Source organism: Mycobacterium gordonae, assembly GCF_002101675.1.
GTDB classification, from domain to species: domain Bacteria; phylum Actinomycetota; class Actinomycetes; order Mycobacteriales; family Mycobacteriaceae; genus Mycobacterium; species Mycobacterium gordonae.
The window spans coordinates 99,870-121,875 of the sequence record NZ_LQOY01000095.1; the positions used below are offsets into that span (position 1 = coordinate 99,870).

Annotated in this window: 24 protein-coding genes and 1 pseudogene; 18 read left to right on the top strand and 7 right to left on the bottom strand. The window is 66.5% G+C overall.

Annotated features, from left to right (window positions below):
- Positions 1 to 13 precede the first annotated feature (13 nt).
- Genes AWC08_RS16350 through AWC08_RS16360 form a run of 3 tightly spaced genes read left to right on the top strand, consistent with a single transcriptional unit; the run spans position 14 to position 2,591 of the window.
- A complete protein-coding gene (locus AWC08_RS16350) occupies positions 14 to 514 on the top strand; it encodes a nuclear transport factor 2 family protein (protein ID WP_065134931.1) in 501 nt (166 codons plus the stop codon).
- Complete coding sequence (locus tag AWC08_RS16355; RefSeq protein ID WP_065134932.1) at positions 511 to 1,614, top strand: NAD-dependent epimerase/dehydratase family protein; 1,104 nt, start codon at positions 511 to 513, stop codon at positions 1,612 to 1,614. The genes AWC08_RS16350 and AWC08_RS16355 overlap by 4 nt, the downstream gene beginning before the upstream one ends.
- A complete protein-coding gene (locus AWC08_RS16360) occupies positions 1,611 to 2,591 on the top strand; it encodes an NAD-dependent epimerase/dehydratase family protein (protein WP_065134933.1) in 981 nt (326 codons plus the stop codon). The genes AWC08_RS16355 and AWC08_RS16360 overlap by 4 nt, the downstream gene beginning before the upstream one ends.
- A gap of 94 nt (positions 2,592 to 2,685) precedes the next feature.
- Here the strand turns inward: AWC08_RS16360 and AWC08_RS16365 are convergent, their stop codons facing one another.
- Positions 2,686 to 3,321 carry a nitroreductase family protein gene (locus tag AWC08_RS16365; RefSeq protein WP_065134934.1) on the bottom strand — a complete coding sequence of 212 codons (636 nt, stop codon included), beginning with the start codon at positions 3,319 to 3,321 and terminating at the stop codon, positions 2,686 to 2,688.
- 106 nt (positions 3,322 to 3,427) lie between these two features.
- On the opposite strand from AWC08_RS16365, the gene AWC08_RS16370 reads away from it, so the two are divergent.
- The 8 genes and pseudogenes from AWC08_RS16370 to AWC08_RS16405 all read left to right on the top strand — a co-directional run bounded on the left by AWC08_RS16370 (position 3,428) and on the right by AWC08_RS16405 (position 9,543).
- Positions 3,428 to 4,561 (top strand): phosphotransferase, encoded by a 1,134-nt coding sequence (locus AWC08_RS16370; protein WP_065134935.1) that lies wholly within the window; start codon positions 3,428 to 3,430, stop codon positions 4,559 to 4,561.
- Positions 4,562 to 4,635: 74 nt separating this feature from the next.
- Positions 4,636 to 5,028, top strand: coding sequence for a DUF4189 domain-containing protein (locus AWC08_RS16375; RefSeq protein WP_065134958.1), 393 nt, complete (start codon positions 4,636 to 4,638; stop codon positions 5,026 to 5,028).
- Between the two features lie 85 nt (positions 5,029 to 5,113).
- The gene (locus AWC08_RS16380) at positions 5,114 to 5,494 is read left to right on the top strand and encodes a carboxymuconolactone decarboxylase family protein (RefSeq protein ID WP_065134936.1); all 381 of its coding nucleotides are present in this window, start codon (positions 5,114 to 5,116) and stop codon (positions 5,492 to 5,494) included.
- A gap of 3 nt (positions 5,495 to 5,497) precedes the next feature.
- A pseudogene (locus AWC08_RS16385) lies at positions 5,498 to 5,884 on the top strand (NAD(P)-binding domain-containing protein); the annotation flags it as partial.
- A 98-nt stretch (positions 5,885 to 5,982) separates the two neighbouring features.
- Positions 5,983 to 7,080: an amidohydrolase family protein gene (locus AWC08_RS16390; protein WP_065134938.1), complete on the top strand. Its 1,098-nt coding sequence runs from the start codon at positions 5,983 to 5,985 to the stop codon at positions 7,078 to 7,080.
- A 46-nt stretch (positions 7,081 to 7,126) separates the two neighbouring features.
- On the top strand, positions 7,127 to 8,272 hold the full coding sequence (locus tag AWC08_RS16395; protein ID WP_065134939.1) for an amidohydrolase family protein: 1,146 nt from the start codon (positions 7,127 to 7,129) through the stop codon (positions 8,270 to 8,272).
- Entirely contained in the window at positions 8,273 to 8,665 is a 393-nt protein-coding gene (locus tag AWC08_RS16400; RefSeq protein ID WP_065134940.1) for a Rieske (2Fe-2S) protein, read from the top strand.
- Positions 8,666 to 8,676: 11 nt separating this feature from the next.
- A complete protein-coding gene (locus tag AWC08_RS16405; RefSeq protein WP_065134941.1) occupies positions 8,677 to 9,543 on the top strand; it encodes an alpha/beta fold hydrolase in 867 nt (288 codons plus the stop codon).
- A 5-nt stretch (positions 9,544 to 9,548) separates the two neighbouring features.
- On the opposite strand, the gene AWC08_RS16410 is transcribed toward AWC08_RS16405, so the two are convergent.
- The gene (locus tag AWC08_RS16410; protein WP_065134942.1) at positions 9,549 to 10,022 is read right to left on the bottom strand and encodes a hypothetical protein; all 474 of its coding nucleotides are present in this window, start codon (positions 10,020 to 10,022) and stop codon (positions 9,549 to 9,551) included.
- Between the two features lie 27 nt (positions 10,023 to 10,049).
- Here AWC08_RS16410 and AWC08_RS16415 point away from each other — a divergent pair, with 27 nt between their 5' ends.
- The 7 genes from AWC08_RS16415 to AWC08_RS16445 all read left to right on the top strand — a co-directional run bounded on the left by AWC08_RS16415 (position 10,050) and on the right by AWC08_RS16445 (position 17,830).
- On the top strand, positions 10,050 to 11,324 hold the full coding sequence (locus tag AWC08_RS16415) for an NADH-ubiquinone oxidoreductase-F iron-sulfur binding region domain-containing protein (RefSeq protein WP_069432840.1): 1,275 nt from the start codon (positions 10,050 to 10,052) through the stop codon (positions 11,322 to 11,324).
- Positions 11,321 to 11,617 (top strand): ferredoxin, encoded by a 297-nt coding sequence (locus AWC08_RS16420; RefSeq protein WP_065134944.1) that lies wholly within the window; start codon positions 11,321 to 11,323, stop codon positions 11,615 to 11,617. The genes AWC08_RS16415 and AWC08_RS16420 overlap by 4 nt, the downstream gene beginning before the upstream one ends.
- 5 nt (positions 11,618 to 11,622) lie before the next feature.
- A complete protein-coding gene (locus AWC08_RS16425) occupies positions 11,623 to 13,278 on the top strand; it encodes a thiolase C-terminal domain-containing protein (protein ID WP_065134959.1) in 1,656 nt (551 codons plus the stop codon).
- A gap of 154 nt (positions 13,279 to 13,432) precedes the next feature.
- A complete protein-coding gene (locus AWC08_RS16430; protein ID WP_065134945.1) occupies positions 13,433 to 14,299 on the top strand; it encodes an alpha/beta fold hydrolase in 867 nt (288 codons plus the stop codon).
- A 133-nt stretch (positions 14,300 to 14,432) separates the two neighbouring features.
- Positions 14,433 to 15,638 (top strand): cytochrome P450, encoded by a 1,206-nt coding sequence (locus tag AWC08_RS16435; RefSeq protein WP_069432839.1) that lies wholly within the window; start codon positions 14,433 to 14,435, stop codon positions 15,636 to 15,638.
- Positions 15,635 to 15,823, top strand: a complete 189-nt coding sequence (locus AWC08_RS16440; protein WP_065134947.1) for a ferredoxin — start codon at positions 15,635 to 15,637, stop codon at positions 15,821 to 15,823. The genes AWC08_RS16435 and AWC08_RS16440 overlap by 4 nt, the downstream gene beginning before the upstream one ends.
- 138 nt (positions 15,824 to 15,961) lie before the next feature.
- Positions 15,962 to 17,830 (top strand): PE family protein, encoded by a 1,869-nt coding sequence (locus tag AWC08_RS16445; RefSeq protein ID WP_065134948.1) that lies wholly within the window; start codon positions 15,962 to 15,964, stop codon positions 17,828 to 17,830.
- 37 nt (positions 17,831 to 17,867) lie between these two features.
- Here AWC08_RS16445 and AWC08_RS16450 read toward each other — a convergent pair whose 3' ends face one another.
- The 5 genes from AWC08_RS16450 to AWC08_RS16470 form a co-directional block, all read right to left on the bottom strand.
- The gene (locus tag AWC08_RS16450) at positions 17,868 to 18,056 is read right to left on the bottom strand and encodes a ferredoxin (protein ID WP_065134949.1); all 189 of its coding nucleotides are present in this window, start codon (positions 18,054 to 18,056) and stop codon (positions 17,868 to 17,870) included.
- On the bottom strand, positions 18,053 to 19,330 hold the full coding sequence (locus AWC08_RS16455) for a cytochrome P450 (protein ID WP_065134950.1): 1,278 nt from the start codon (positions 19,328 to 19,330) through the stop codon (positions 18,053 to 18,055). Before AWC08_RS16455 ends, AWC08_RS16450 begins: the two co-directional genes overlap by 4 nt.
- Positions 19,331 to 19,517: 187 nt before the next feature.
- Positions 19,518 to 20,021 (bottom strand): hypothetical protein, encoded by a 504-nt coding sequence (locus AWC08_RS16460; RefSeq protein ID WP_065134951.1) that lies wholly within the window; start codon positions 20,019 to 20,021, stop codon positions 19,518 to 19,520.
- Positions 20,018 to 20,632 carry a TetR/AcrR family transcriptional regulator gene (locus AWC08_RS16465; protein WP_065134952.1) on the bottom strand — a complete coding sequence of 205 codons (615 nt, stop codon included), beginning with the start codon at positions 20,630 to 20,632 and terminating at the stop codon, positions 20,018 to 20,020. Before AWC08_RS16465 ends, AWC08_RS16460 begins: the two co-directional genes overlap by 4 nt.
- A 99-nt stretch (positions 20,633 to 20,731) precedes the next feature.
- Complete coding sequence (locus tag AWC08_RS16470) at positions 20,732 to 21,880, bottom strand: thiolase family protein (protein ID WP_065134953.1); 1,149 nt, start codon at positions 21,878 to 21,880, stop codon at positions 20,732 to 20,734.
- Positions 21,881 to 22,006 lie beyond the last annotated feature (126 nt).

Consider the following 22,006-nt stretch of genomic DNA (forward strand, 5'->3'; position numbering starts at 1 on the left):
ACGGAGGGCCGTCATGCCGGACACCGCAGCCGCGCTCTGGGAGATCGAGGCGATCAAGCAGCTCAAGGCCCGCTACTGCCGCTACCTGGACACCAAACGATGGGAGGACTGGCGGCAACTGTTCACCGACGACTTCATCAGCGACACGTCATCGTCGGGCGGCAAGCTGATCAACGGGGCCGACGAATTCGTCGCCTTCGTCCGCGGCACGCTGGGCAAGCCGTCTCAACCCACCGCGCATCAGGTGCACGCACCGGAGATCGAGCTGACATCGGACACGGCAGCGACGGGGGTATGGGCACTCGAGGATGTGGTTCGGCTGGGCCCGGGCCTCAATCTCATCGGGCGTGGGCACTACCACGAAACCTACGAGAAGATTGACGGGCGCTGGTTGATCAAGTCCTCGACGCTCACCCGGTTACGCGAGGACGTGTTCAACCCCGTTATCTCCGTGCGCATTTCACCTCGGCTGCGCAACGCCGGGGCCGCACTGGCGCGCAGGCTGGGCAAATGAGCCCCACCACGCTGATCACCGGCGCCTTCGGGCAGGTCGGCAAGCGGTGCGCCGAGATTCTGTTGAGCCGGGGCCACACCGTCGTCGCCGTGGATCTGGACAACGACACATCAACTGCGGCAGCGAGGGTGCTGGGCGCCGCCGCGCAGCCGGGAACCCTCATCCCGGAATTCGTCGACCTGACCGATTCCCAAGCGGTCGACGCGGTGGTGACTCGGCACCGGCCCACCGCGATCGTGCATTTGGCCGCGATCGTCTCACCGGCGTCCTACCGAAACCCAGGGCTAGCCCGCACCGTCAACGTAGCCGCCACCCGCCATCTGGTCACCGCCGCACAGACCCTCGTCGATCCACCTCTGTTCGTGTTCGCCTCCAGCGCAGCGGTTTACGGGTCTCGCAACCCTCATCGGCAGCCGGAGCTCATCACCGGCGAGACGCCGGTGAATCCGATCGACCAGTACGGCGAAGACAAGGTGCTGGCCGAGCGGGTGATCGCCAGTAGCGGACTGCCCTACACGCTGCTCCGACTTGCCGCGGTCATCTCGCCCGACGGCGCGGCCACATTTGACGGTGACTCCCTGGTGCTCGTGCGGGCCACGCCGACGGACAACCGCATGCATGCGACAGATGCCCGGGATGTGGCCCTGGCCTTCGCCAATGCGGTGGATCGTCGGGACGCGGTCGCCGGCAAGGTGCTCGTGATCGCCGGCAACGACACCAACCTCTCCACGATGAGTGCTATGCAGGACGACGTGATGGCGGCCCTCGGTATCGGCCGTCTCGGTCCGGCGGCCGGCCTGCCCGGTGATCCCGACGATGACCGCGGCTGGGCCTTCACTGGCTGGTTCGACACCAGGAAATCCCAAGCGCTGCTTGACTATCAGCAACACGACTGGTCGGACACCGTCAAGTGGGTGGGCGAGTCGATGGGTCATCGGCGCCTGCTGCTGCAGGTGGTTAGTCCGGTGATCCGTCCGGTGATGCTCGGCTTGCTCGCATTGCAGCGACGCCTGGAACGCCGCGGTCGTTACGCCGACCCGTGGACGTTTATGAGCGGCAAGTACGGATCCGACATGCTGGCCACGTCGGAGGTGGTGTGAAGAAACTTGTCATCGGGGCCAGCGGTTTCCTGGGCTCCCACGTCACCCGTCAACTCGTGCATGCGAACGAGGACGTGCGGGTCATGGTGCGGAAAACCAGCTCTACCAAGGGTTTCGATGACCTCGAGGTCGAACGCTGCTACGGCGACGTCTTTGACGACGCCGCGCTGCGGGGTGCGATGGCGGGCTGCGACGTGGTCTACTACTGCGTGGTCGATGCCCGGATGTGGCTGCGCGACCCCGCTCCCCTGTTCCGCACCAACGTCGAGGGATTGCGACACGTCCTGGACGCGGCGGTGCAGGCCGATCTGCGCAAGTTCGTCTTCACCAGCAGCACTGGCACATTGGCGATCAGCGACCGTCGGCCGGTCACCGAAGAGGATCCCCACAACTGGGACGACGGCGGCCCCTACATCGCGTCCCGGGTTGCCGCTGAGGATCTGGTGCTGCGGTATATACGCGAGCAGGGCTTGCCGGCCGTGGCGCTGTGCATCTCGACCACCTACGGGCCGCGCGACTGGGCCCCGACTCCGCACGGCGCGCTCATCGCTCAGGTCGCCGCCGGCCGGTTCCCGTTCTACATGGGCTTCTCATCCGAGGTTGTCGGTATCGAAGATGCGGCGCGGGCAATGCTTCTCGCCGCCGACAAAGGCCTTGTCGGGCAACGCTACATCATCTCCGACCGGTACATGAGCACCAGAGATGTGCACGCGACAGCGGCTCGCGCCGTCGGCCGGCGGCCACCACGCGTCCCGATTCCGATGGGCGTCATGTATGCGGCTTCCCGCGTCAACGACCTCGCCGCGCGAGTGTTGCACCGCGACCTGCCCATGGCGTACGTCGGTGCGCGCATGGCGGACCTGATGTCGCCGCTGGACCACGGCAAGGCCGAGCGCGAACTCGGCTGGAAGCCCGAGCCTGTCGAGGAGTCGATTGCCAAGGCCGCGCGATGGTTTGCCGCGCAGTCAATCGGTTAAGGCACATCAGGCTCGTCGCCGAGCGTGCGCTTGATGTCATCAGCACCGGCGTGTCGCTGTGCCGCAGCGCACGCTCGCGCCGCGGGCCTGCATTTCAGACCGGGAAGGGTTCGTCCCAGTGGTCGAGGTTGACCGCGTGAGCGAGCGGGCGCCGGCGCACCGGTCCATGCCGGCCCTTGGGCCAGCCGACGACAATGTGGCCGGCCAGCATCCAGTTGTCCGGCACCCCAACGGCTTCCCGTAACAGTTTTTCGCCGCCATAGGATGCCCAACTGGTCATGCACGCCCCGAGACCCTGAGCCCGTGCGGCCAGCAGGAAGTTCTGCATGGCAGGAAAGATCGACCCGCCCAACAACAGTTCGGACGCCGTCGGGTAGTGAATCTGCGCGAACAGGACGGACGTGAATTCCCCTGCTCGATCGTGCAATTCGTAGGTGGCCCGGTTATTGCGAGCCTGGCGGCTGTCGTCGTCAGGAGCTGGGCGGCTCATGCCGTAGACGGGCTCGATCACTGACAACGCCTGCACCGCGGCCTTGGCCACCACCGCCCGCAACTCGGGCGAGCGCAGCACGACGAATCGCCAGCCCTGGGCGTTGGCGCCGGAGGGCGCCCATCTGGCCGCGTCCAGGCAGCGGGTCAAGGTGGCGTCATCCACCGACTGATCGGTGAACCGCCGGATGGTGCGCGCGGTCGACATCACCTCCCAGACGTCATCGCTTACGGCCGTCATCGGACTCCCTCCTCCGAAACGGAGCGTGACATTCTTGGCCCAATCTGTAAAGTGTGCGCAGTGTACCGCAGCGTCGCGCGGGCGACGACGAGAGAACGGTATCGATATGAAAATCGCACTCCGACAGGCCCGCTCCGCTGTCGGCCTGGCCACGCACCTGGGCCGTGGGGTCGGCCGGGTCGCCGCCGACGCACTCGTCGGAAGGCGTGCCGGCCTGCCGCGAAGTGTCGCCGGACTCAGCGAAACCGTTCTGTCCGCCGTCATGGGTATCGACGTCAACTCCGTGAGCGTGCTGGACGCCGACGCAGGTACATCCTCGAGGGCACGGCTGGCGCTCACCGGGGTTGGAGTGCCGCAGACGGTATTCGTCAAGCTGACGGCCCAAACCGCCGCCACCCGGCTCATGGGCGAACTCGGCCGGCTCGGTCACACGGAGGTTCGTTTCTACCGTCAGCTCGCGCCGGAACTCACCGGGCTGCCGAAGGCCTACGGCGCCGCTTTCGACGGCTGGACCGGCCGGTACCTGCTGGTGCTGGAAGACCTTCCGGCCGCCGATTGCCAGTTCCCCGACACCCTGCACCCGCTGTCTGTCGACCAGGCCGGCCTGATCGTCGGGCTACTGGCCAGGTTGCACGCCACATTCTGGGGCCTTCCCGCTGACGGGGCGGCGCCGTTGGGCTGGCTCTACACCCCTTCGGGCGACACGACGTCGATGTTGACCGGCGCGCTGATGAAAACGTCGATCAAGCGACTCGCCGGGCGCACCGACATCCCGGTCGAGCAGGGCCGCTTCATCACCGAGAACTACCGCGCGGTCGCGGCACTGATCGACACGCCTCCGCACACCGTCATGCACGGTGACGCCCATCCGGGCAACGTCTACTTCCGCGACGGCAAACCGGGGCTGCTGGACTGGCAGGCGGTGCGCCGCGGACACCCCTCCCGCGAGCTCGCGTACACACTCGTCACCAGCCTGACACCACAGGACCGCCGCTCGGCCCAACGCGAACTGCTCGACGACTATTGCCGCGCCCTGGCCGCGGCGGGCGGCCCACAACTTGACGGCGACGAACTCTGGCTGCGCTACCGGCAGGCGGCGATGTATGCGTACGTGGCGGCGCTGATCACCGCCGGCATGGGCGGGATGCAGGCCGAAAACATCGCCCTCGCGGGACTGCAGCGCGCGGTCGCGGCGCTCGAAGACCTCGAAACCATTGCCTTGCTTAAGAATTCACTTTGACTCGTGTCGGCGCACGGCCGGACGCCGGTATCATGGAGGGGTCGTTGCCGGACGTGAAGGAAAGGGTCAACGCAATGACGACACGACAACGGCGTCGCGTCGCACTTGTGCTCGCCAGTCTGCTGGCGGCCGTCGCGATGGTTGTGCCTATTCATGCTGCCGACGCCCGCACCCACCCCGGAAACTTGCCGCCGTACCACACCTTCTACGGCGCCATTGCCTACGGCAGTGACGGCTCATCGGGTAAAGCAGCGCGCCAGAAGAACAAGTCGATGGCGGAGCGACTGGCGTTGCAGCGCTGCGGTGTTGACACGTGCGCCGTGGTGGCCAGCTTCACCAAGTGCGGCGCGGTCGCCCACGACGGCGATACCTACCACGGCGGCGTCGGCCTTTCCCGACAGGCGGCCGAACAGCGCGCCATCGCCAATCTCGGCGGCGGCTGGGTCGTCAACTGGGCGTGTCACTGAGCCTTCCGCTCAATCTCGTTCTACCGCAACTTGATCCGTCAGACGCTTAGACTCCTGGCTACCCGCGTAGCAAAGGAGCACGTCATTGGACAGCGAAACATACCAGCGGGGGCGGCAGATCCGCTCCGAAGTCCTGGGCAAGGAATACGTCGACAAGGCGATCGCGCAAGCCGACGACTTCACCGGGCCGTTGCAGGACCTGGTCACCGAGTACTGCTGGGGCGCGGTGTGGGGTCGCGACGGCCTGACGCGCAAGACCCGCAGCATGCTCAATCTGGCGATGACATCGGTACTGAACAGGCCGCACGAGCTGCGCACCCACCTCAGGGCCGCACTGACCAACGGTGTCACGCGCGAAGAGATCCGCGAGGTCTTTCTGCAGGTCGCCGTCTACGCCGGCGTGCCGGCCGCGGTCGACAGCTTCCGCACCGCCGGTGAGATTTTCGCCGAACTGGACGAGAGTTAGCGCGTGACAATCGCCTTCATCGGCCTGGGCAACATGGGGCTGGCGATGGCGCGTCGCCTCGCCGAGGCGGGCCATGACGTCGTCGCTTTCGACACCCGCGGCGAGGCACTCGCACAACTGGGGGCGCCGGCCGCGGCATCACCGCGGGACGTGGCGGATCGCGCCGAAACCGTGCTGGCGAGCCTGCCCACCCCTGCCGTCTGCCTCGAGGTGGCGACCGAGGTCGGCGAAGGCTCCCGGGTCAAGCGCTACGTCGATCTGTCCACCGTCGGCAGCCTGACGGCAACCCAGATCCACGACCTGCTCGCACCACGCGACATCGTCGCCCTGGACAGCCCGGTCAGCGGCGGTGTCGGCGCTGGTAACGCCCTGAGTTACATTTTAAGTGGAGAATGTTATTATCCGGATTCAAGAACAATGCTCGCACTTAGGGCAGTAAACGCGCCGCTACCAGGAAAGATGCAACCGCGGCGGGAGGATGGTCTGCAATGATCGAAAACGCTGACGGGACGCGTACGCCGGTCATCGACGCCAGCGTGCACATCTTCTTCCCGACCAATCAGGACCTGCGCAGCTTCCTGCGTGAGCCGTTCAAGAGCCGCGGCTTCCCCGACTACGAGATGGATTGGTACGGCGCGCCCGGCAGTGAATACGCACCCAACACCGAGGGACCCGAGCGTGGCCGCCGCTATCCCGGGTCGGACCCGGATTTCGTTGCCAACGAGTTGTTTTCGAATCGCGGGGTGGACGTGGCGATCCTGCACCCGATGGGGCGCGGCATCATGCCGGACCGTCACCTGGGCACCGCGCTGCATGCCGCCCACAACGAGATGATGGTGTCGCGCTGGCTCGAGCACGCCGAATTCGGCGAACGGTTCCGCGGCACCATCCGGGTCAACCCCGACGACATCACCGGCGCGGTGCGCGAACTCGAGAAGTGGCGCGGCCATCCGCGCGTCGTGCAGATCGGCGTTCCGCTGCAGTCGCGCGAGGTCTACGGCAAGCCGCAGTTCTGGCCGTTGTGGGAAGCCGCTGCGGACGCGAATCTCCCGGTAGCGGTGCATATCGAGTCCGGCGAGGGCATCGGATTCCCGCCGACTCCATCCGGGCACACCCGCACCTACGAGCAGTACGTCAGCTTCATGGCGCTGAACTATCTGTATCACCTGATGAACATGATCGCCGAGGGAGTGTTCGAGCGCTTTCCGGGGCTGAAATTCGTCTGGGCGGACGGCGCCGGAGATTTCGTGACGCCGTTCATCTGGCGAATGGACACCTTCGGCCGCCCGCACCTGGAGCAGACGCCGTGGGCTCCGCGGATACCGAGCGACTATCTACCCGGCCATGTGTACTTCGTGCAGGGTGCGATGGACGGTCCCGGGGACGCCGATTTCGCCGGTGAGTGGCTGCGTTTCACCGGCAAGGACGACATGGTGATGTTCGGGTCCAGTTATCCGCACTGGCAGTGCGGCGACGTCACCAAGCTGCCCCAGGCACTTTCGTCGGAGCAGCGCGAGAAGTTGTGCTGGAGAAATGCGGCCGGCCTTTACGGCATAGACATCGCCGTCGGCTCGGGCGCACAGTAGAAGTGAGTACGTCTTCGAGAAGGCCAGGGATGGCAAGGAGTATGCAATGTCGCTGACTCACATGCACGAGAGGGTTCCCGCCGCCGAGCGCATCGCCGTTCGGTGCGTCGACTCGGACGTCCACCCCGTGCCTAAACGCGGTGAGATCACCCAGTACATCCCCGAGCCGTGGCGCAGCAAGTTCTTCCTCGACCACAAGGTCGGCGAGCTGATCTACTACGACGCACCGGACTACGCGCACTCCTTCGCCATGCGGGTCGACACGTTCCCGCCTGACGGCGAGTTTCCGGGCAGCGACCCTGACATGGCGTTTCGTCAGCTGATCATGGAGGCGGGCTCGGACATCGCGATCCTGGAACCGGGCGGGCGTACGCCACGGCTGCCCGAAGCCCATCAGGCCTACTCGACGGCGCTGAACCACTGGCAGGCCAACCACTGGCTGGACAGCCACAACAACTGGCATCAGCGCTGGCGCGGATCGATCTGCGCGGCCGTCGAAGACCCGGCCGGCGCCGCCCGCGAGATCGAGGAGTGGGCGGGCCACCCGTACATGGCGCAGATCCTGATCAAGGCCGAACCGCGCCCGTCCTGGGGCCACCCGATGTACACCCCGATCTGGGAAGCGGCCACCAAGCACGACATTACGGTGAGCTGTCACCTGTCCCGCAGCAACTACGAGATGCTGCCGACACCGCCGGTCGGATTCCCCAGCTACAACCACGATTTCATGGTCACTTACTCGCTGCTGGCCGCCAACCAGGTAATGAGTCTGATCTTCGACGGCGTGTTCGACCGGTTCCCGACGCTACGCATCGTGTTCGTCGAGCACGCATTCACCTGGATCCTCCCGCTGATGTGGCGAATGGACTCGATTTACGAGGCCCGCAAGTCGCGCGTCGACATCAAGCGCAAGCCGTCGGACTACGTCAAGGACCACATCAAGTTCACCACCCAGCCACTGGACTATCCGGAGGACAAGACCGAGCTGACCCGGATGCTGGAGTGGATGGAGTGCGAGAAGATCCTGCTGTTCTCCTCGGACTACCCGCACTGGACCTTCGACGATCCGCGCTGGCTGGTCAAGCATCTGCCCAAGGGCGCCCGCGACGCGGTGATGTACAAGAACGGCATTGCGACCTATCACCTTCCGGAGACCGTTCCGGTCCTCGAGGGTCAGGTCCGGGTGCTCTGAATGCTCGAGGAAAAGCCGCGACCCCGCTTGGCTCAGGGTCGCGAACACATCGTCGCGACGGTGGACGAAATTCCGCCGGGCACACATAAATTGGTACCGATCGGACGCCATGGGGTGGGCGTGTACAACGTCCACGGCACCTTCTACGCGATCGCCAATTACTGCCCGCACCAAGGCGGTCCGCTGTGTTCGGGCCGGGCGCGGGGACGCACCGTCGTCGACGAGACGGCCGCGGGTGACGCCGTGATGGTGCGCGACCTGGAATACATCTACTGCCCTTGGCATCAATGGGGTTTCGAGCTGGCGACGGGTACCACCGCGGTCAAGCCGGAGTGGAGCATCCGCACCTACCCGGTCCGGGTGATAGGCAACGACGTGTTGGTGCAGGCGTGACGAGGCCGGGCGTGTCGTCGCTCGAGATCAACCGCGGCAACGTCGTCTACGAGATCTTAGGGGAGTCAGGGGATCTCATCGCCCTGACGCCGGGCGGCCGGTTCAGCAAGGACATCGAGGGGCTGCGACCGCTGGCCGAGGCACTGGTCGACGGCGGCTACCGCGTGCTGCTGTGGGACCGGCCTAACTGCGGGGCTTCCGATGTGCAGTTCTATGGCCAGAGCGAATCGCACATGCGCGCCGAGACCCTGCACAAGCTGGTGACGGGTCTGGGTTTCCAGCAGTGCATCCTGGCCGGAGGTTCCGGCGGCGCAAGGGATTCCATGCTCACCGCCATGCTCTATCCGGAGCTGGTCACCAAGCTGGTGGTGTGGAACATCGTCGGCGGCATCTACGGCACGTTCGTGCTGGGCTCCTTCTACATCGTCCCCAGCATTCTCGCGGTGCGGGGCACGGGGATGGACGGCGTGATCAAGGTGGCGGAGTGGCGCGACCGGATCGCGGAGAACGCGGCCAACAAGCAGCGGTTCCTCGACTTCGACCCGGCCGATTTCCTCAAGGTGATGCTGCGTTGGCTCAACGCGTTCGTTTCCAAGCCGGGCCAGACGATTCCGGGCGTCGAGGACGAAATGTTCGACCGCATCACGGTTCCCACGTTGATAATCCGCGGCGGCGAGAACGACATGGATCACCCGAAGCGCACCTCGCTGGAAGTGAGCTGCCTGATCAAAGGATCGACGCTGATCGACCCACCGTGGCCGGAAGACGCCTGGGAACGCGCATCCGAAGACCGGGCGGCGGGCCGGGTAACCCACTTCAACATGTTCGACACCTGGGTGCAGGCCGCCCCGGCAATCCTGAAGTTCCTGGGGTCATGATGCTTTCACCGCGTGCGGATGTGGACCTCGCAGTTCAGCGAGGCCTCGAGCGCGGTATGAATCCGGCTTTCCGGCACCCGATCGAGGTCGTCCTCGCGCAACGTGACATAGACGACGTCATAGCCGTCGTCACCGGACTCTCGCACGATGTCACCGGACAGGCCGAACGCGGACAGCACCCCGTGGGCGTCGTCGTCAGTCCCGCGGCTGATGAAGGTGACCACGCCGGCCACCGGCTGGGTGCCGAAAGCCCTGCTGCACAAATCTATTGCTGCGGATTTCGTCGCCTCGACGTCCGCACCGGCGATCAGCAATTCGACCTCCCGCCGACTGGGCGGCCTGCTGGCAAGGTCGTTTTCGACGAGGTCAGCACCGATTTCACGAGTGAGACCGAGGAGCGTAGCCATGCCCTCACCTAACTGCGCCGGCGTGAGCACACCGGTCTGGTCGACGTTGACGCGTACCACCGCAGTCCGCATGCGGCCAAGCCTATCCGGAGCCGGGCGATGACCACCGCCGACGTCGCGATCAGCACCGTCGCCTGGCCTGGCTTCCCGCCCCGGTTGCTGACGGAAGAGCGCGAAAATCTTGCGGCGTACCGCGAGCGGGGTGGCTACCGACTGCTCGGCGACGCCGAGGAACTGCTGGCCGAAGTCGACGCGAGCGGTTTGCTGGGCCGGGGTGGTGCGGCCTTCCCGCTTGCGGTGAAGTTGCATACGGTGCGCACCAACGGGCGTTCCGGTGGATCGGTCGTGATTGCGAACGGCGAAGAGGGAGAGCCGGCTTCGGCGAAAGATCGCTGGTTGCTGCGAAACCGGCCCCACCTGATCCTCGACGGACTGCGGCTGGCGGCGACGCTGGTCGGCGCCGATCGCGCCTATGTGCTGGTCTCCGAGGCTGATTCGGCCCGCAGTGTCGAGTCGGCGTTGAGCGAACTGGGGCCCCGCGACGTCAGCATCGAGGTGTTCTCGGTGCCTCCGGGTTATGTGACCGGTGAGGAGACCGCGGCCGCGCAAGCAATCAACGGCGGACCGGCCAAACCAACCGACAAGCCGCCGCGCCCTTTCGAATCCGGGGTAGGCGGACTGCCGACGCTCGTGAGCAATGTCGAGACGCTGGCCAACCTGGCCTACATCCACGGCCACGGCTCGGAGGTTTTCCGCTCGCAGGGCACGACGCGGTCACCGGGAACCTTCCTGGCAACCATCACCGGCGGGGGCAAGCCACCCGTTCTCTACGAGCTGCCACACGGGCTTCCCTTCACCGAACTGCTTGCCCAGCATAATGTTTCACCAAACACGTTGCGTGGCGTCCTGATGGGTGGTTACTTTGCCGGCCTGGTCAATCGCAGGGTGCTGGACACCACGCTGGATCACGAGACGATTCGCGGCATCGGCAGCGGATTGGGCTGTGGCGCAATCTCGTTGATCACCGAGGAGTGCCCGGTCGCCGTCGCAGCCTCGGTGTCGGCGTACTTCGACCGCGAAAACGCCGACCAGTGCGGATCGTGTTTCAACGGCACCGCGGCCATGGCCGCTGCCGCAGGGGCCCTGCGCGACGGCGCCGCCACCGCAGAAGATGTCGACCGGCTGCGGCGCTGGTCGGTGGTGTTGCGGGGGCGCGGCGCCTGCGCAACGCTGGACGCTGCGTGCAACGTCGCGGCTACCCTGCTCGACCAGTTTCCTGACGAGGTGGCGACCCATCTCGACGGGACGTGCGCGGACTGCAGCCGCGGCGCCTACCGCGCCGAGCGCCCCTTCGAGGTAATGGGGGAATCGTGAAGATTCGTTTGGACCGCACCATCTGCGACGGTTTCGGTTTATGCGGCAAGCGTGCACCCGGCTACTTCACGCTGGACGACTGGGGTTACGCGAACGTGGCCGGCGACGGCAGTGTGCCGGACCAGGACACCGACAAGGTCATGCGGGCGATACTGGACTGCCCGGTCCACGCCATCACCGAGATCGGCGAACCCAAACCGAGCATTCCGCACCCCGAACTGCACGACGAAGACGATCCCGCCTCCCATGTGAAGACCGAAGACAACGAAGCGGAGTGGGGCTTCGTCCGTTGACCGGCCTGTCAGCAGCACCGGGACGCCCGCTGCCCCAGCTCACTGACGAGAACGAGTTCTTCTGGAAGGCTGGCGCGGACGGCGTCTTGCGGTTCCAGGAGTGCCAGGGATGCCAGTCGCTGATCCATCCGCCCGCACCGGTGTGCCGCTACTGTCGTGGCCGCGACATCGGCGTGCGCGACGTCTCGGGCCGGGCGACACTGGCCGGGTTCACGGTGAACCACCGGTTCAGCGTGCCCGGCATGCCGGCGCCGTATGTCGTCGCGCAGGTCGCCATCGTCGAAGATCCACGAATTCGGTTGACCACCAACATTATCGACTCAAATCCCGCCGACCTGCAGCTCGGGCAAACCGTCGAAGTGGTTTTCGAACAGATCGAGGACGTGTGGCTGCCGCTGTTTCGTCCCGTCCCGGATGCCGAGCCGGGCCCACTGCCCGAAGACGAGATCGCACCCGAACGCTTCGGCGAACACGTCCGCCCGATGCTGACCACCGAGAAGTTCGAAGACAAGGTCGCGTTGACCGGAATCGGCATGTCACCGATCGGCCGCCGGCAGATGGTGCCCGCCCTGTCGCTGACCGTGCAGGCCTGCGAGGCGGCGGTCGCCGACGCCGGTCTCGACTTCGACGACATCGACGGGCTCTCGACCTACCCCGGAGGCGGCAATTTCGGCGGCTTCGGCGAAGGCGGGGTCACCGCGCTGGAAGCGACCCTGGGCATCCGGCCGACCTGGCACAACGGCGGCATGGAAACCTTCGGCCCAGGTGGGTCGGTGATTGCGGCCATGCTCGCCGTCTCCGCCGGGCTGGCCCGGCACGTGCTGTGTTTCCGGACGCTGTGGGAAACCACCTTCAACGAATTGATGAAGCAGGGCAAGATCGTCCCGTCCGGCGGGCGGACCACCAGTTGGCAATGGCCGTTCGGTGCGACCTCGGCCGCGCACACACTGGCGCTCAACGCGCAGCGCCACTTTCATCGCTACGGCACCACCAAAGAGACCCTGGGCTGGATCGCGCTGAACCAGCGCGCCAACGCCGCACTCAACCCCACCGCCGTCTATCGCGACCCGATGACGATGGACGATTACCTCAACGCCCGCCCCATCACCACCCCGTTCGGCCTCTACGACTGCGACGTGCCCTGCGACGGCGCCATTGCCGTCGTCGTCTCGGCCGTCGACGCCGCCCGTGACCAGGCCAAGCCACCCGTCCTGGTCGAGGCGGTGGGCACGCAGATCATCGAGCGCATCGACTGGGACCAGAGCACGCTCACCCACGAACCGCAGGTACTCGGCCAGTCGGCGCATCTGTGGACGCGAACCTCGCTAACGCCCAAGGACGTCGACGTCGCCGAGCTCTACGACGGGTTCACCATGAACTGTCTTTCCTGGATCGAGGCCCTCGGCTTCTGCGGCATCGGTGAGGCCCGGGATTTCCTGGACGGCGGCAAGAACATCGCCCGCGACGGCGTCATACCGCTCAACACCCACGGTGGGCAGCTCTCGCACGGCCGCACCCATGGCATGGGTCTGATCCACGAGGCCGTCACGCAGCTCCGCGGCGAGGCCGGGGCCCGCCAGGTCGCCGGCGCCCGGGTCGGGGTGGTCAGCAGCGGCGGCTTGACGCCCAGCGGTGTGATCTTGTTGAGAACAGAAGCATGAGCACCCGCGCCGGCGACGATGCAGAGCGAAGCGATGAGGAGGAGCGGCGCATGAGTCCGCGCCAGCGACGATGCAAAGCGAAGCGATGAGGAGGAGCGGCGCATGAGTCCGCGCCAGCGACGATGCAAAGCGAAGCGATGAGGAGGAGCGGCGCATGATTCCCCGTCCGCGCGTGGTCATCGTCGACGGCGTGCCCATATCGGGCGTGATCGCCGAGGCCGACGAGCCCAAGGCCGTGATCGTGGCGATCCACGGCGGCGGCACCACCGCGGTCTACTTCGACTGCCCGGGGCATCCTGAGTTGTCGTTGCTGCGGCTGGGTTCGGCGCTGGGTTACACGGTGATCGCGCTCGACCGGCCGGGGCACGGCAGTTCAGCACCGTATCCGGAGGCGGTGCAGACCCCCGAGCAGCGCGTCGATCTCGCCTACGGTGCCGTCGAACGCATTCTCGGTGAGCGATCGCGTGGGGCGGGATTGTTCGTGCTGGGCCATTCCGGTGGGTGTGAGCTGGCGACCCGGATGGCGGCCGACAACCGGGGCGCTGGACTACTGGGCCTGGAATTGGGCGGCACCGGCAGGCGCTACCACGACGCCGCCAAGGAGATCATGAAGGCAGCGGCGGTCAAGGAGCGTCCGCCCGGCACCCGTGAGCTGCTGTGGGAGCCGATCCGGTTGTACCCGTCGGACATTCTGCGCGGGGTCACCAATTCCTCGACGTCTCCGCCCTACGAACGGGACGTGGCGGTGAACTGGCCGCACCGTTACTTTCCGGAACTGGCGCCGGCGGTGCGGGTGCCGGTGCGATTCACGATCGGCGAGTTCGACGGCGTGTACCGGGGCGACGACGACAACCTGGCCGAGATCGCCGAAATGTTTGATCAAGCGCCCGTTTTCATCAGCAACCGGTTCGCGGACGCGGGACACAACCTCAGCCTCGGACTCAATGCCGCCGATTACCACCGCAGCGTCTTCGGGTTCGTCGACGAGTGTGCGGCGGCGCCTGGCCGGGCGGCCGGTTGATGCAGCCGCCAGCATCCAAATTGGGGCCCTTCGGCCACTTTTCGACGGGCCCGGAAGCCGCTACCGTTAGCGTTACAGTCAGGCGTTCAGCTGTAATGGTGTCAGCCCGCAGCTCAGCAGCAAGGAGCGTTACATGACCAAATCGAAGGTCACCTTCGATCCGTTCTCCGAGGACTTCTTCAACGGTGCCTGGGACACGTATCGGCGCATGCAGGAAGAGGCTCCGGTCTACTACAGCGAGGAGTACGACTTCTATGCGCTGACCCGTCATGAAGACGTGGCGGCCGGCCTGAAGAACTTCCAGACCTACTCCTCCGCTTTCGGGATCGACCTGTCGATGGTCCGGACGGGCAAGCCGCCGGAGCAGAAGTCGATCATCTTTATGGACCCGCCCGACCACCGGCACATGCGCAGCCTGCTCAACAAGGTCTTCACGCCCCGCGCCATCGAGGCGCAGCGCGCAATGGTCGGCGAGAAGATCGACAAATACCTCAGCCGGGTCGATCCGGACAATTTCGATGTGGTGCAGGACTTCTCGGGGCCCTTCCCGGTCGAGGTGATCACCACCATGCTCGGGGTGCCCGAAGAGCATGCCCAGCGGGTGCGCCACCTGATCGACGAGTCGCTGCACCGCGAGCCAGGACAGGTCGAGGTCGGCGAGCGCGGCATGCAGGCCAACATCGAAACCTGGATGCTGTATTACGAGCTCCTGCAACAACGTCGCGCCGAGCCCCGCGACGATCTGTTCACCAAGCTGATCAACGCTGAGATCGAACGCGAAGACGGCCAGATGACCAAGCTGGACGACATCGAGATAGCAGGCTTCGCAACCCTGCTGGGCGGAGCCGGCGCCGAGACCGTGACCAAGCTGTTGGGCAACGCGCCGGTGGTGTTCGCGCGCTTCCCCGAGCAGTGGCAGAAGCTGCTCGACGACCGCAGCAAGATCCCGGCCGCGGTCGAGGAACTGTTGCGCTACGAGGCGCCGTCCCAGTATCAGGTGCGCTGCTCGCTGAAAGATGTAGAGCTGCATGGCGTTACGATCCCGGCGATGAAGCCGGTGTTCCTGATCAACGCCGCGGCCAACCGGGATCCCGCCGCCTGGACGAATCCCGACGCGTTCGACATCGACCGCAACCGGCACGAGGCGCTGAACCTGAGCTTCGGCTACGGGATCCACAGCTGCCTGGGCGCGGCGCTGGCCCGCATGGAAAGCATCATCGCGCTGGAAAAACTGCTCGACTTCATGCCGCGTTATGAGGTGGACTGGGAGAATTGCAACCGTGTCCACATGCAGAATGTTGCGGGCTGGAAGAACGTACCGGTGAGGGTGCTGCCATGAGAATCGAAGTCGACTGGGACCTGTGTGAGAGCAATGCGGTATGCATGGGCATCGCACCAGACATATTCGAGCTGGGCGACGACGACATGCTGACCGTGCTGCAGCCGGAAGTCACCCCGGAGAACGAGGAACTGGTTCGCGAGGCGGTGCGGCAGTGCCCGCGCCAGGCGATCTCGATCGTCTAGCTGAGCCGCTTGTTCTTGGAACAAGGTTCTAATCCGTCGGTACACCAACATCTTTCGACGATCTCGCGATAGACTTGGCCTTCCGGTCGGGTCGCCGGTTGCTCAGGTAACGGTCGTCCTGCCGAAGGAGTCAGTGGTATGTCATACGTGATCGCAGCGCCGGAGATGATGGCAGCAGCAGCATCCGATTTGGCCCGGCTCGGTTGCACGCTCAACACCGCCACTGCCGCAGCGGCCACACCGACGACCACACTCGCGTCCGCGGCAGCCGACGAGGTATCGGCCGCGATCGCTGCGGTGTTCAATACGCATGCCCAAGGCTTCCAGACGCTCAGCGCGCAAGCCGCGGCATTTCACGCACAGTTCGCCCAGGAACTCACCCGCGCGGCAGGCTCCTACGCGGTTGCCGACGCCACCGCCGCGTCGCCCCTGCAGGCGGCGGAGCAGCAGATACTCGGCCTGATCAACGCCCCAACCCAGGCGCTGCTGGGTCGCCCGCTGATCGGCAACGGCGCCGACGGTGCGCCCGGCACCGGACAGGACGGCGGGGCCGGGGGCCTGCTGTTCGGCAACGGCGGCAACGGCGGCAGCGGTGGCGGGGCGCGCGCCGCCGGCGGGCAGGGGGGTGACGCCGGATTATTCGGTAATGGCGGAAGTGGAGGGATGGGTGCACCGGGAGCCACCGGTGGCAGTGGCGGCAACGGCGGCCTGCTGTATGGCAGCGGCGGCGCGGGCGGTTCGGGGGGAAGCGCGATCATCCCTGGCGGCAATGGCGGGATGGGCGGCAGCGGCGGATCGGCCGGCCTATGGGGCCAAGGCGGAATCGGCGGGAACGGCGGAAATGGCGCCGCCGGTGCAGGGGCGGTAAACCCGAGCCCGTTGCCGGCCGGACCGGCTGCCGCCGACGGCGACGATGCAGCGCTAGTCTCCGCGCCAGGCGGCCCCGGCGCCAACGGAGTAAGCAGCGCCAACCTCGGGCAGCCCGGCGGTGACGGCGGCACCGGTGGCCAGGGCATCGGTACCTACGCCGCACTCGGGGGTAACGGTGGTATCGGTGGCAACGGTGGCGAAGGCGCGCAAGGCGGCACGGGTGGGGCCGGCGGCAACGCCGATTCAGTCACCGATACCAGTGTGGGGGGCGCGGGCGGCACCGGCGGCGCGGGCGGCGCCGGCGCTCTGGGCGGGACGGGCGGAGCTGGAGGCAACGCCTTCTCATCGTCAGGTACCGCTCTTGGCGGCACCGGGGGCACCGGTGGGACCGGCGGTACGGGCGCTGCGGGGGGCCAGGGCGGCGCCGGCGGCAACGCCTCCCAAGGTAACGCAAATGTGGGGGGGCTCGGCGGAACTGGCGGCACAGGTGGTGTGGGCGCTGCTGGCGGGGCGGGTGGCAACGGTGGTGCCGCAGGGTCCGGCGGGCATGGCGGCCTGCTTATCGGCAATGGCGGAGCGGGCGGTCTCGGCGGTCTCGGCGGTCTCGGTGGCGCCGGCGCCATCGCCGGTGACGGCGGCGACGGCGGTACGGGCGGTACCGCTGACATTTTCCTGGGCACCGGAGGGCAGGGCGGGGGCGGAGGTGTCGGCGGAGTGGGCGGTGCCGGAGGCAGTGGCGGTGCCGGAGGCGCCGGCGGTCATGGCGGACTATTGATAGGTGATGGCGGCGCCGGCGGCGCCGGCGGTAACGCCGCCGCCGGCGGCGGCGGCGCTGCGGGCGGTGAGGGCGGTACCGGCGGTGCCAGCATCCTTCTTGGCGGAAACGGGGGCACGGGCGGAGACGGAGGGTCCGGTGGCCGTGGCGGAAGCGGCGGGAACGGCGGTACCGGCGGTGCCGGAGGGTTGTTCGGCCACGCCGGCGCATCCGCCACCGGCGGCAGCGCGGGCGCCGGCGGAACCGGCGGAACCCCCGGCGGCGCAGGTGCCGGGGGGCAGGCGATTGTTCCCGGCAGCGGCGGTGTGATCGGTCGGATCGGCGCCGACGGCGCAGATGGCGCAGCAGGCCTGCCCGGCTAGGTTCCCGTCGCACGGGCCGGTCAGCGGCGCGTCCAGCTCAGCGCTCCCTGATCGCCTGCTCCGGACAACACTCGATGGCCTCGCGGGTGGCCGCTTCGAATTCCGTTGGGACATCGGTGGGTATCGCCTCGGCGTAGCCGTCGTCGGTCAGGCTGAACACTTCCGGGCACAGCGTCAGGCACATGCCGTGGCCCCGACAGCTCCCGTCATCGACCCACACCCTCATGGCGTCGTGAACTCCAGATGCAACTCGGTGAGCCCACGCAGGATGTAGGTCGGAACGTATTGATAGCGACGATCATTCGCCGGACCGTGCTCTCGCTCGTCGAGCCTGATGTCCGACGTCCGGTCCAACAGGCGCTCCAGCGCGACACGGGTTTCGGCGCGCGCCAGCGGGGCACCGGGGCAGCTGTGAATGCCGCGCCCGAACGACAAGTGTTGCCGGGCGTTCTTGCGGGCCGGGTCGAACGTCGCCGGGTCCTCGAAGCGGCGCGGATCGCGGTTGGCGGCGGCCTGCAGGATCATCAGCGTCGTGCCTGCCGCCAGGTCGACACCGCCCACGTTGATAGGCACCCGGTTCAGCCGGAAGTCTCCCTTGACCGGGCTTTCGAAACGCAGCGCCTCCTCGATGAAATTCGGGATCAGGCTGCGGTCCCGCCGCAACTGCTGCTGGATATCGGCACGCTCGGCCAGAATCTGCAACGCCGCGCCCAGTAACCGGACCGTGGTTTCCTGCCCCGCGGAGAAGACGTTGCTGGCGACGCGGGCCACATCTTCGATCTCGGGTATCGAGCCATCGGGATAAGTGGCAGTGGCCAGGCCGGTGAGCACGTCGTCGCGGGGCTCGCGACGACGGTCCCGGACATAGTCGGAGAACAAGCCGTAGAGGAACTCCAGCGGGCTGTGGGCCAGCGCTTCTTTGCCGGTGCCCCCGACTCCGCCACCCGAATGCTGGCGGATGCCCTTGACGAACGAGTCGCGATCTTCCATCGGCACACCGAGCAGGTCGGCGATCACCAACAGCGTGAACGGACCGGCAAATCCCTTGATGAACTCCCCGTGCCCCGGCGCCAGGAAGTCGTCGAGCACCTGATCGGCGAGCACCCACATGGCGTCCTCGTTCTCTTTGAGGCGCTTGGGGGTGATCAGCCGCATCAACAGCGAGCGGTGATTCGTGTGGGTCGGCGGGTCCAGCGTCGGCAGCTGGTCGCTGAAAGGCAACTCGTCACGGTGCTGCTCGATCAGCTCGGTGATGTCGGTCTGACCCTCCAGCGGCACCGGAAAGCCGGGAAACGGGCCGGTCACCGAGATGCACGAGGAGAACGTCTGCGCGTCGTTCAGCACCGCGCAGGCCTCGTCCCAACCGGTCACCATGGTGACGCCGTGGTGTGGTTCGCGGGTTACCGGACACCGCTGGCGCAGCGCCTCGTAGTACGGGTAGGGATCCTCGACAAGCTGCCGGTCACGGAAGAAATCCAGTTCGGTGAAGTCATCCACCATGTCGTGCTCCGTTTCCGATCTCAGCTCGCGAGAATATGCTTCTCACTTACGAATATTACATTTCCACAGCGCGTGCCCAACCGCAACGCGCGACTCCGGCCCGCCTCCCGCCGCGGGTAAAAATCCACGACGCGACACGGCGGTCTTCCGTCATCAGATTCACAGTCGGCGCGGAGGACCGACCGGGTCAGGCCGGAAGCAGATCTGCCGCCACCGACCGGCTGGCCATCAACCCGCTGCGGAACGTCTCGACGGGCCCGACCGAGTCCACCGGCACCGCCGCGGCAGCCAGCGCCTTGGCCTTGAAAGTCTGAGCGGCCAAACTCAACCGGTGCTGAACCCGCCCGACGCTGTCATCGAGTTCGGCCGGCCAGGTGGTGCCCCACAGCGTGACCTCGGTGACGCCGTGGTCGAGGGCCTGCAGCACTCCGGTGCGGACTCGCGGGTCCGAGCCAAGCAGGTCCGCGGCAGCCGCCAGGGCCTGGGGACGCGGACGCGTTCCCACCGACGCCAGCACCGATTCGAGGGCGAGCGTCTTGGCGCCAAGGATGTGCAGCGGGCGGTCGTCGGGGTCGTCGGTGAGCAGCACCGTGACATCCCAGCCCGCCATCGATCGGTCGAAGAGCCAGCCACCGGCGAACTGCACCACGTCGACCACGCTGGACGCCACGACGTCGAGCCGGTATCTCATGTCGCGCTCGTCGGGCTGGACGGGGAGAAGTCGCGCGCCAGCGCCTCCGCGTACTCCTTGAACACCTCGGTCAGGGGTATCGAAGGGTCGAGCAGCCATGTCATCTCCATTCCGTGGATGAAGGCGAGAATCTCCACCGCCTTGACGGCGGGGTCTATGTCGGCGCGATACCGGCCGGCGTCCTGGCCGCGGCGGATGCCGGCGGCGACGATCTCCGTCGCGCTCCGCTGCCGGTTCACCAGGCGGTCGTGCAGCGGTGCGTCGGGAGCGATGTTCTCCACCAGTAGCACGCTGAACGTCCCCACCAGGTCTGGTCGCCGGTTGAAGCGGTCTGCGACCTGAGCGATCTCACCCAGCAGATCACCACCCCGGTCGGCGTGCGTGTCGTCGTCGAGGTCGCGCGCATCCAGAACCGCGTGCAGCAGCTGTTCCTTGGATTCGAAATGGTGCAGGAGACCCGCCGGGGTCACCCCCGCTTCGCGGGCGATCTGGGCGAGCGTCGTGTTGCGCCAACCGTGCCGCGACAGCAGCCGCTGGGCCACGTCGAGGATCCGCTGTTTGCGGTCTTCCCCTTTGGCGAGAAGCGTCTCATAGGGCCGTACTTCGGACACCGAATACCTCGTCGAACCGTCCGGGGGTGGGGTAACCAACCTAGTGAATACACAGTAGGTTGGTTTGCCGGACAAGGCAAGGGCCAGGTCGCGACATCGTCAGTTCACCAGTTCCACCAGCGTGGCGTTGGCCGTACCGCCGCCCTCGCACATCGTTTGCAGTCCGAAGCGAATACCGTTGGCCCGCATGTGATGCACCATCCGCGTCATCAGCACCGCGCCGGACGCGCCCAGCGGATGACCCAACGCAATCGCGCCGCCCAGCGGATTCAGGCGTTCCGGGTCCGCACCGGTCTCGGCAAGCCAGGCCAGGGGTACCGGGGCGAAGGCCTCGTTGACCTCGAATACCCCCACCTCGTCGATCCGGATGCCGGACTTACCCAGCACCTTCTCCGTCGCCGGAATCGGACCGGTCAACATCAGCACCGGGTCGGCCCCGGCAACCGCGCCGGCACGGTAGCGCACGATCGGCGTCAGGCCCATTTCGAGGGCGAGCTCCGCGGTCGTCACCAACAAAGCGGCGGCGCCGTCGGATATCTGTGAGGAGTTGCCCGCGTGGATCACGCCGTCTTCGAGGAACGCCGGTTTCAAACCGGCGAGCTTCTCGACCGTCGTCCCGCGTCGCACGCCTTCGTCCTCGTGCACGATCGAACCGTCATCGCAGAACACCGGAACGATCTGCTCGGTGAAGGCGCCACTATCCTGTGCCGCGGCGGCGCGCTCGTGGGACCGGGCGGAGTATTCGTCGAGCGCGGTCCGGGACAGGCCCCACTTCCTGGCGATCAGCTCGGCACTGATTCCCTGGTTGAAGGAGAAATCGTCATAGCGCGCAAGGACTTTGGGGCCGTAGGGCATGCCGGTCGCCCGGGCCGCGCCCAGGGGCACCCGACTCATGACTTCGACGCCGCCGGCCACCACCACATCCTGCTGGCCCGACATCACGGCCTGCACCGCGAAGTCGAGCGCCTGTTGGCTCGATCCACAGGCGCGGTTGACGGTGGTCCCGGGGATGCTCTCGGGCCAGCCCGCTGCCAGCACGGCGTAGCGGCCGATGTTGGCGGACTGATCACCGACCTGGCTGACGCAGCCCCAGACCACGTCGTCGACCAACTCCGGGCTGACGCCGGCGCGGTCCATCAACTCGTTGAGGACGACGGCGGACAGGTCCGCGGGGTGCACATTCGCAAGGCCGCCGTTGCGCTTGCCGACTGCCGTGCGCACCGCCTCGACGATGACTGTTTCGCGCATCTCGTTGCTCCGCCTCTCCGTCGCCGAGCGTGAACTCACGGCGGAAAAAACGCGGCAAATTCATACGGTCATTGCAACAACATGGATCTTAGGAGTTGCAATGCCAAGTGGTTACCCGCATCCGCC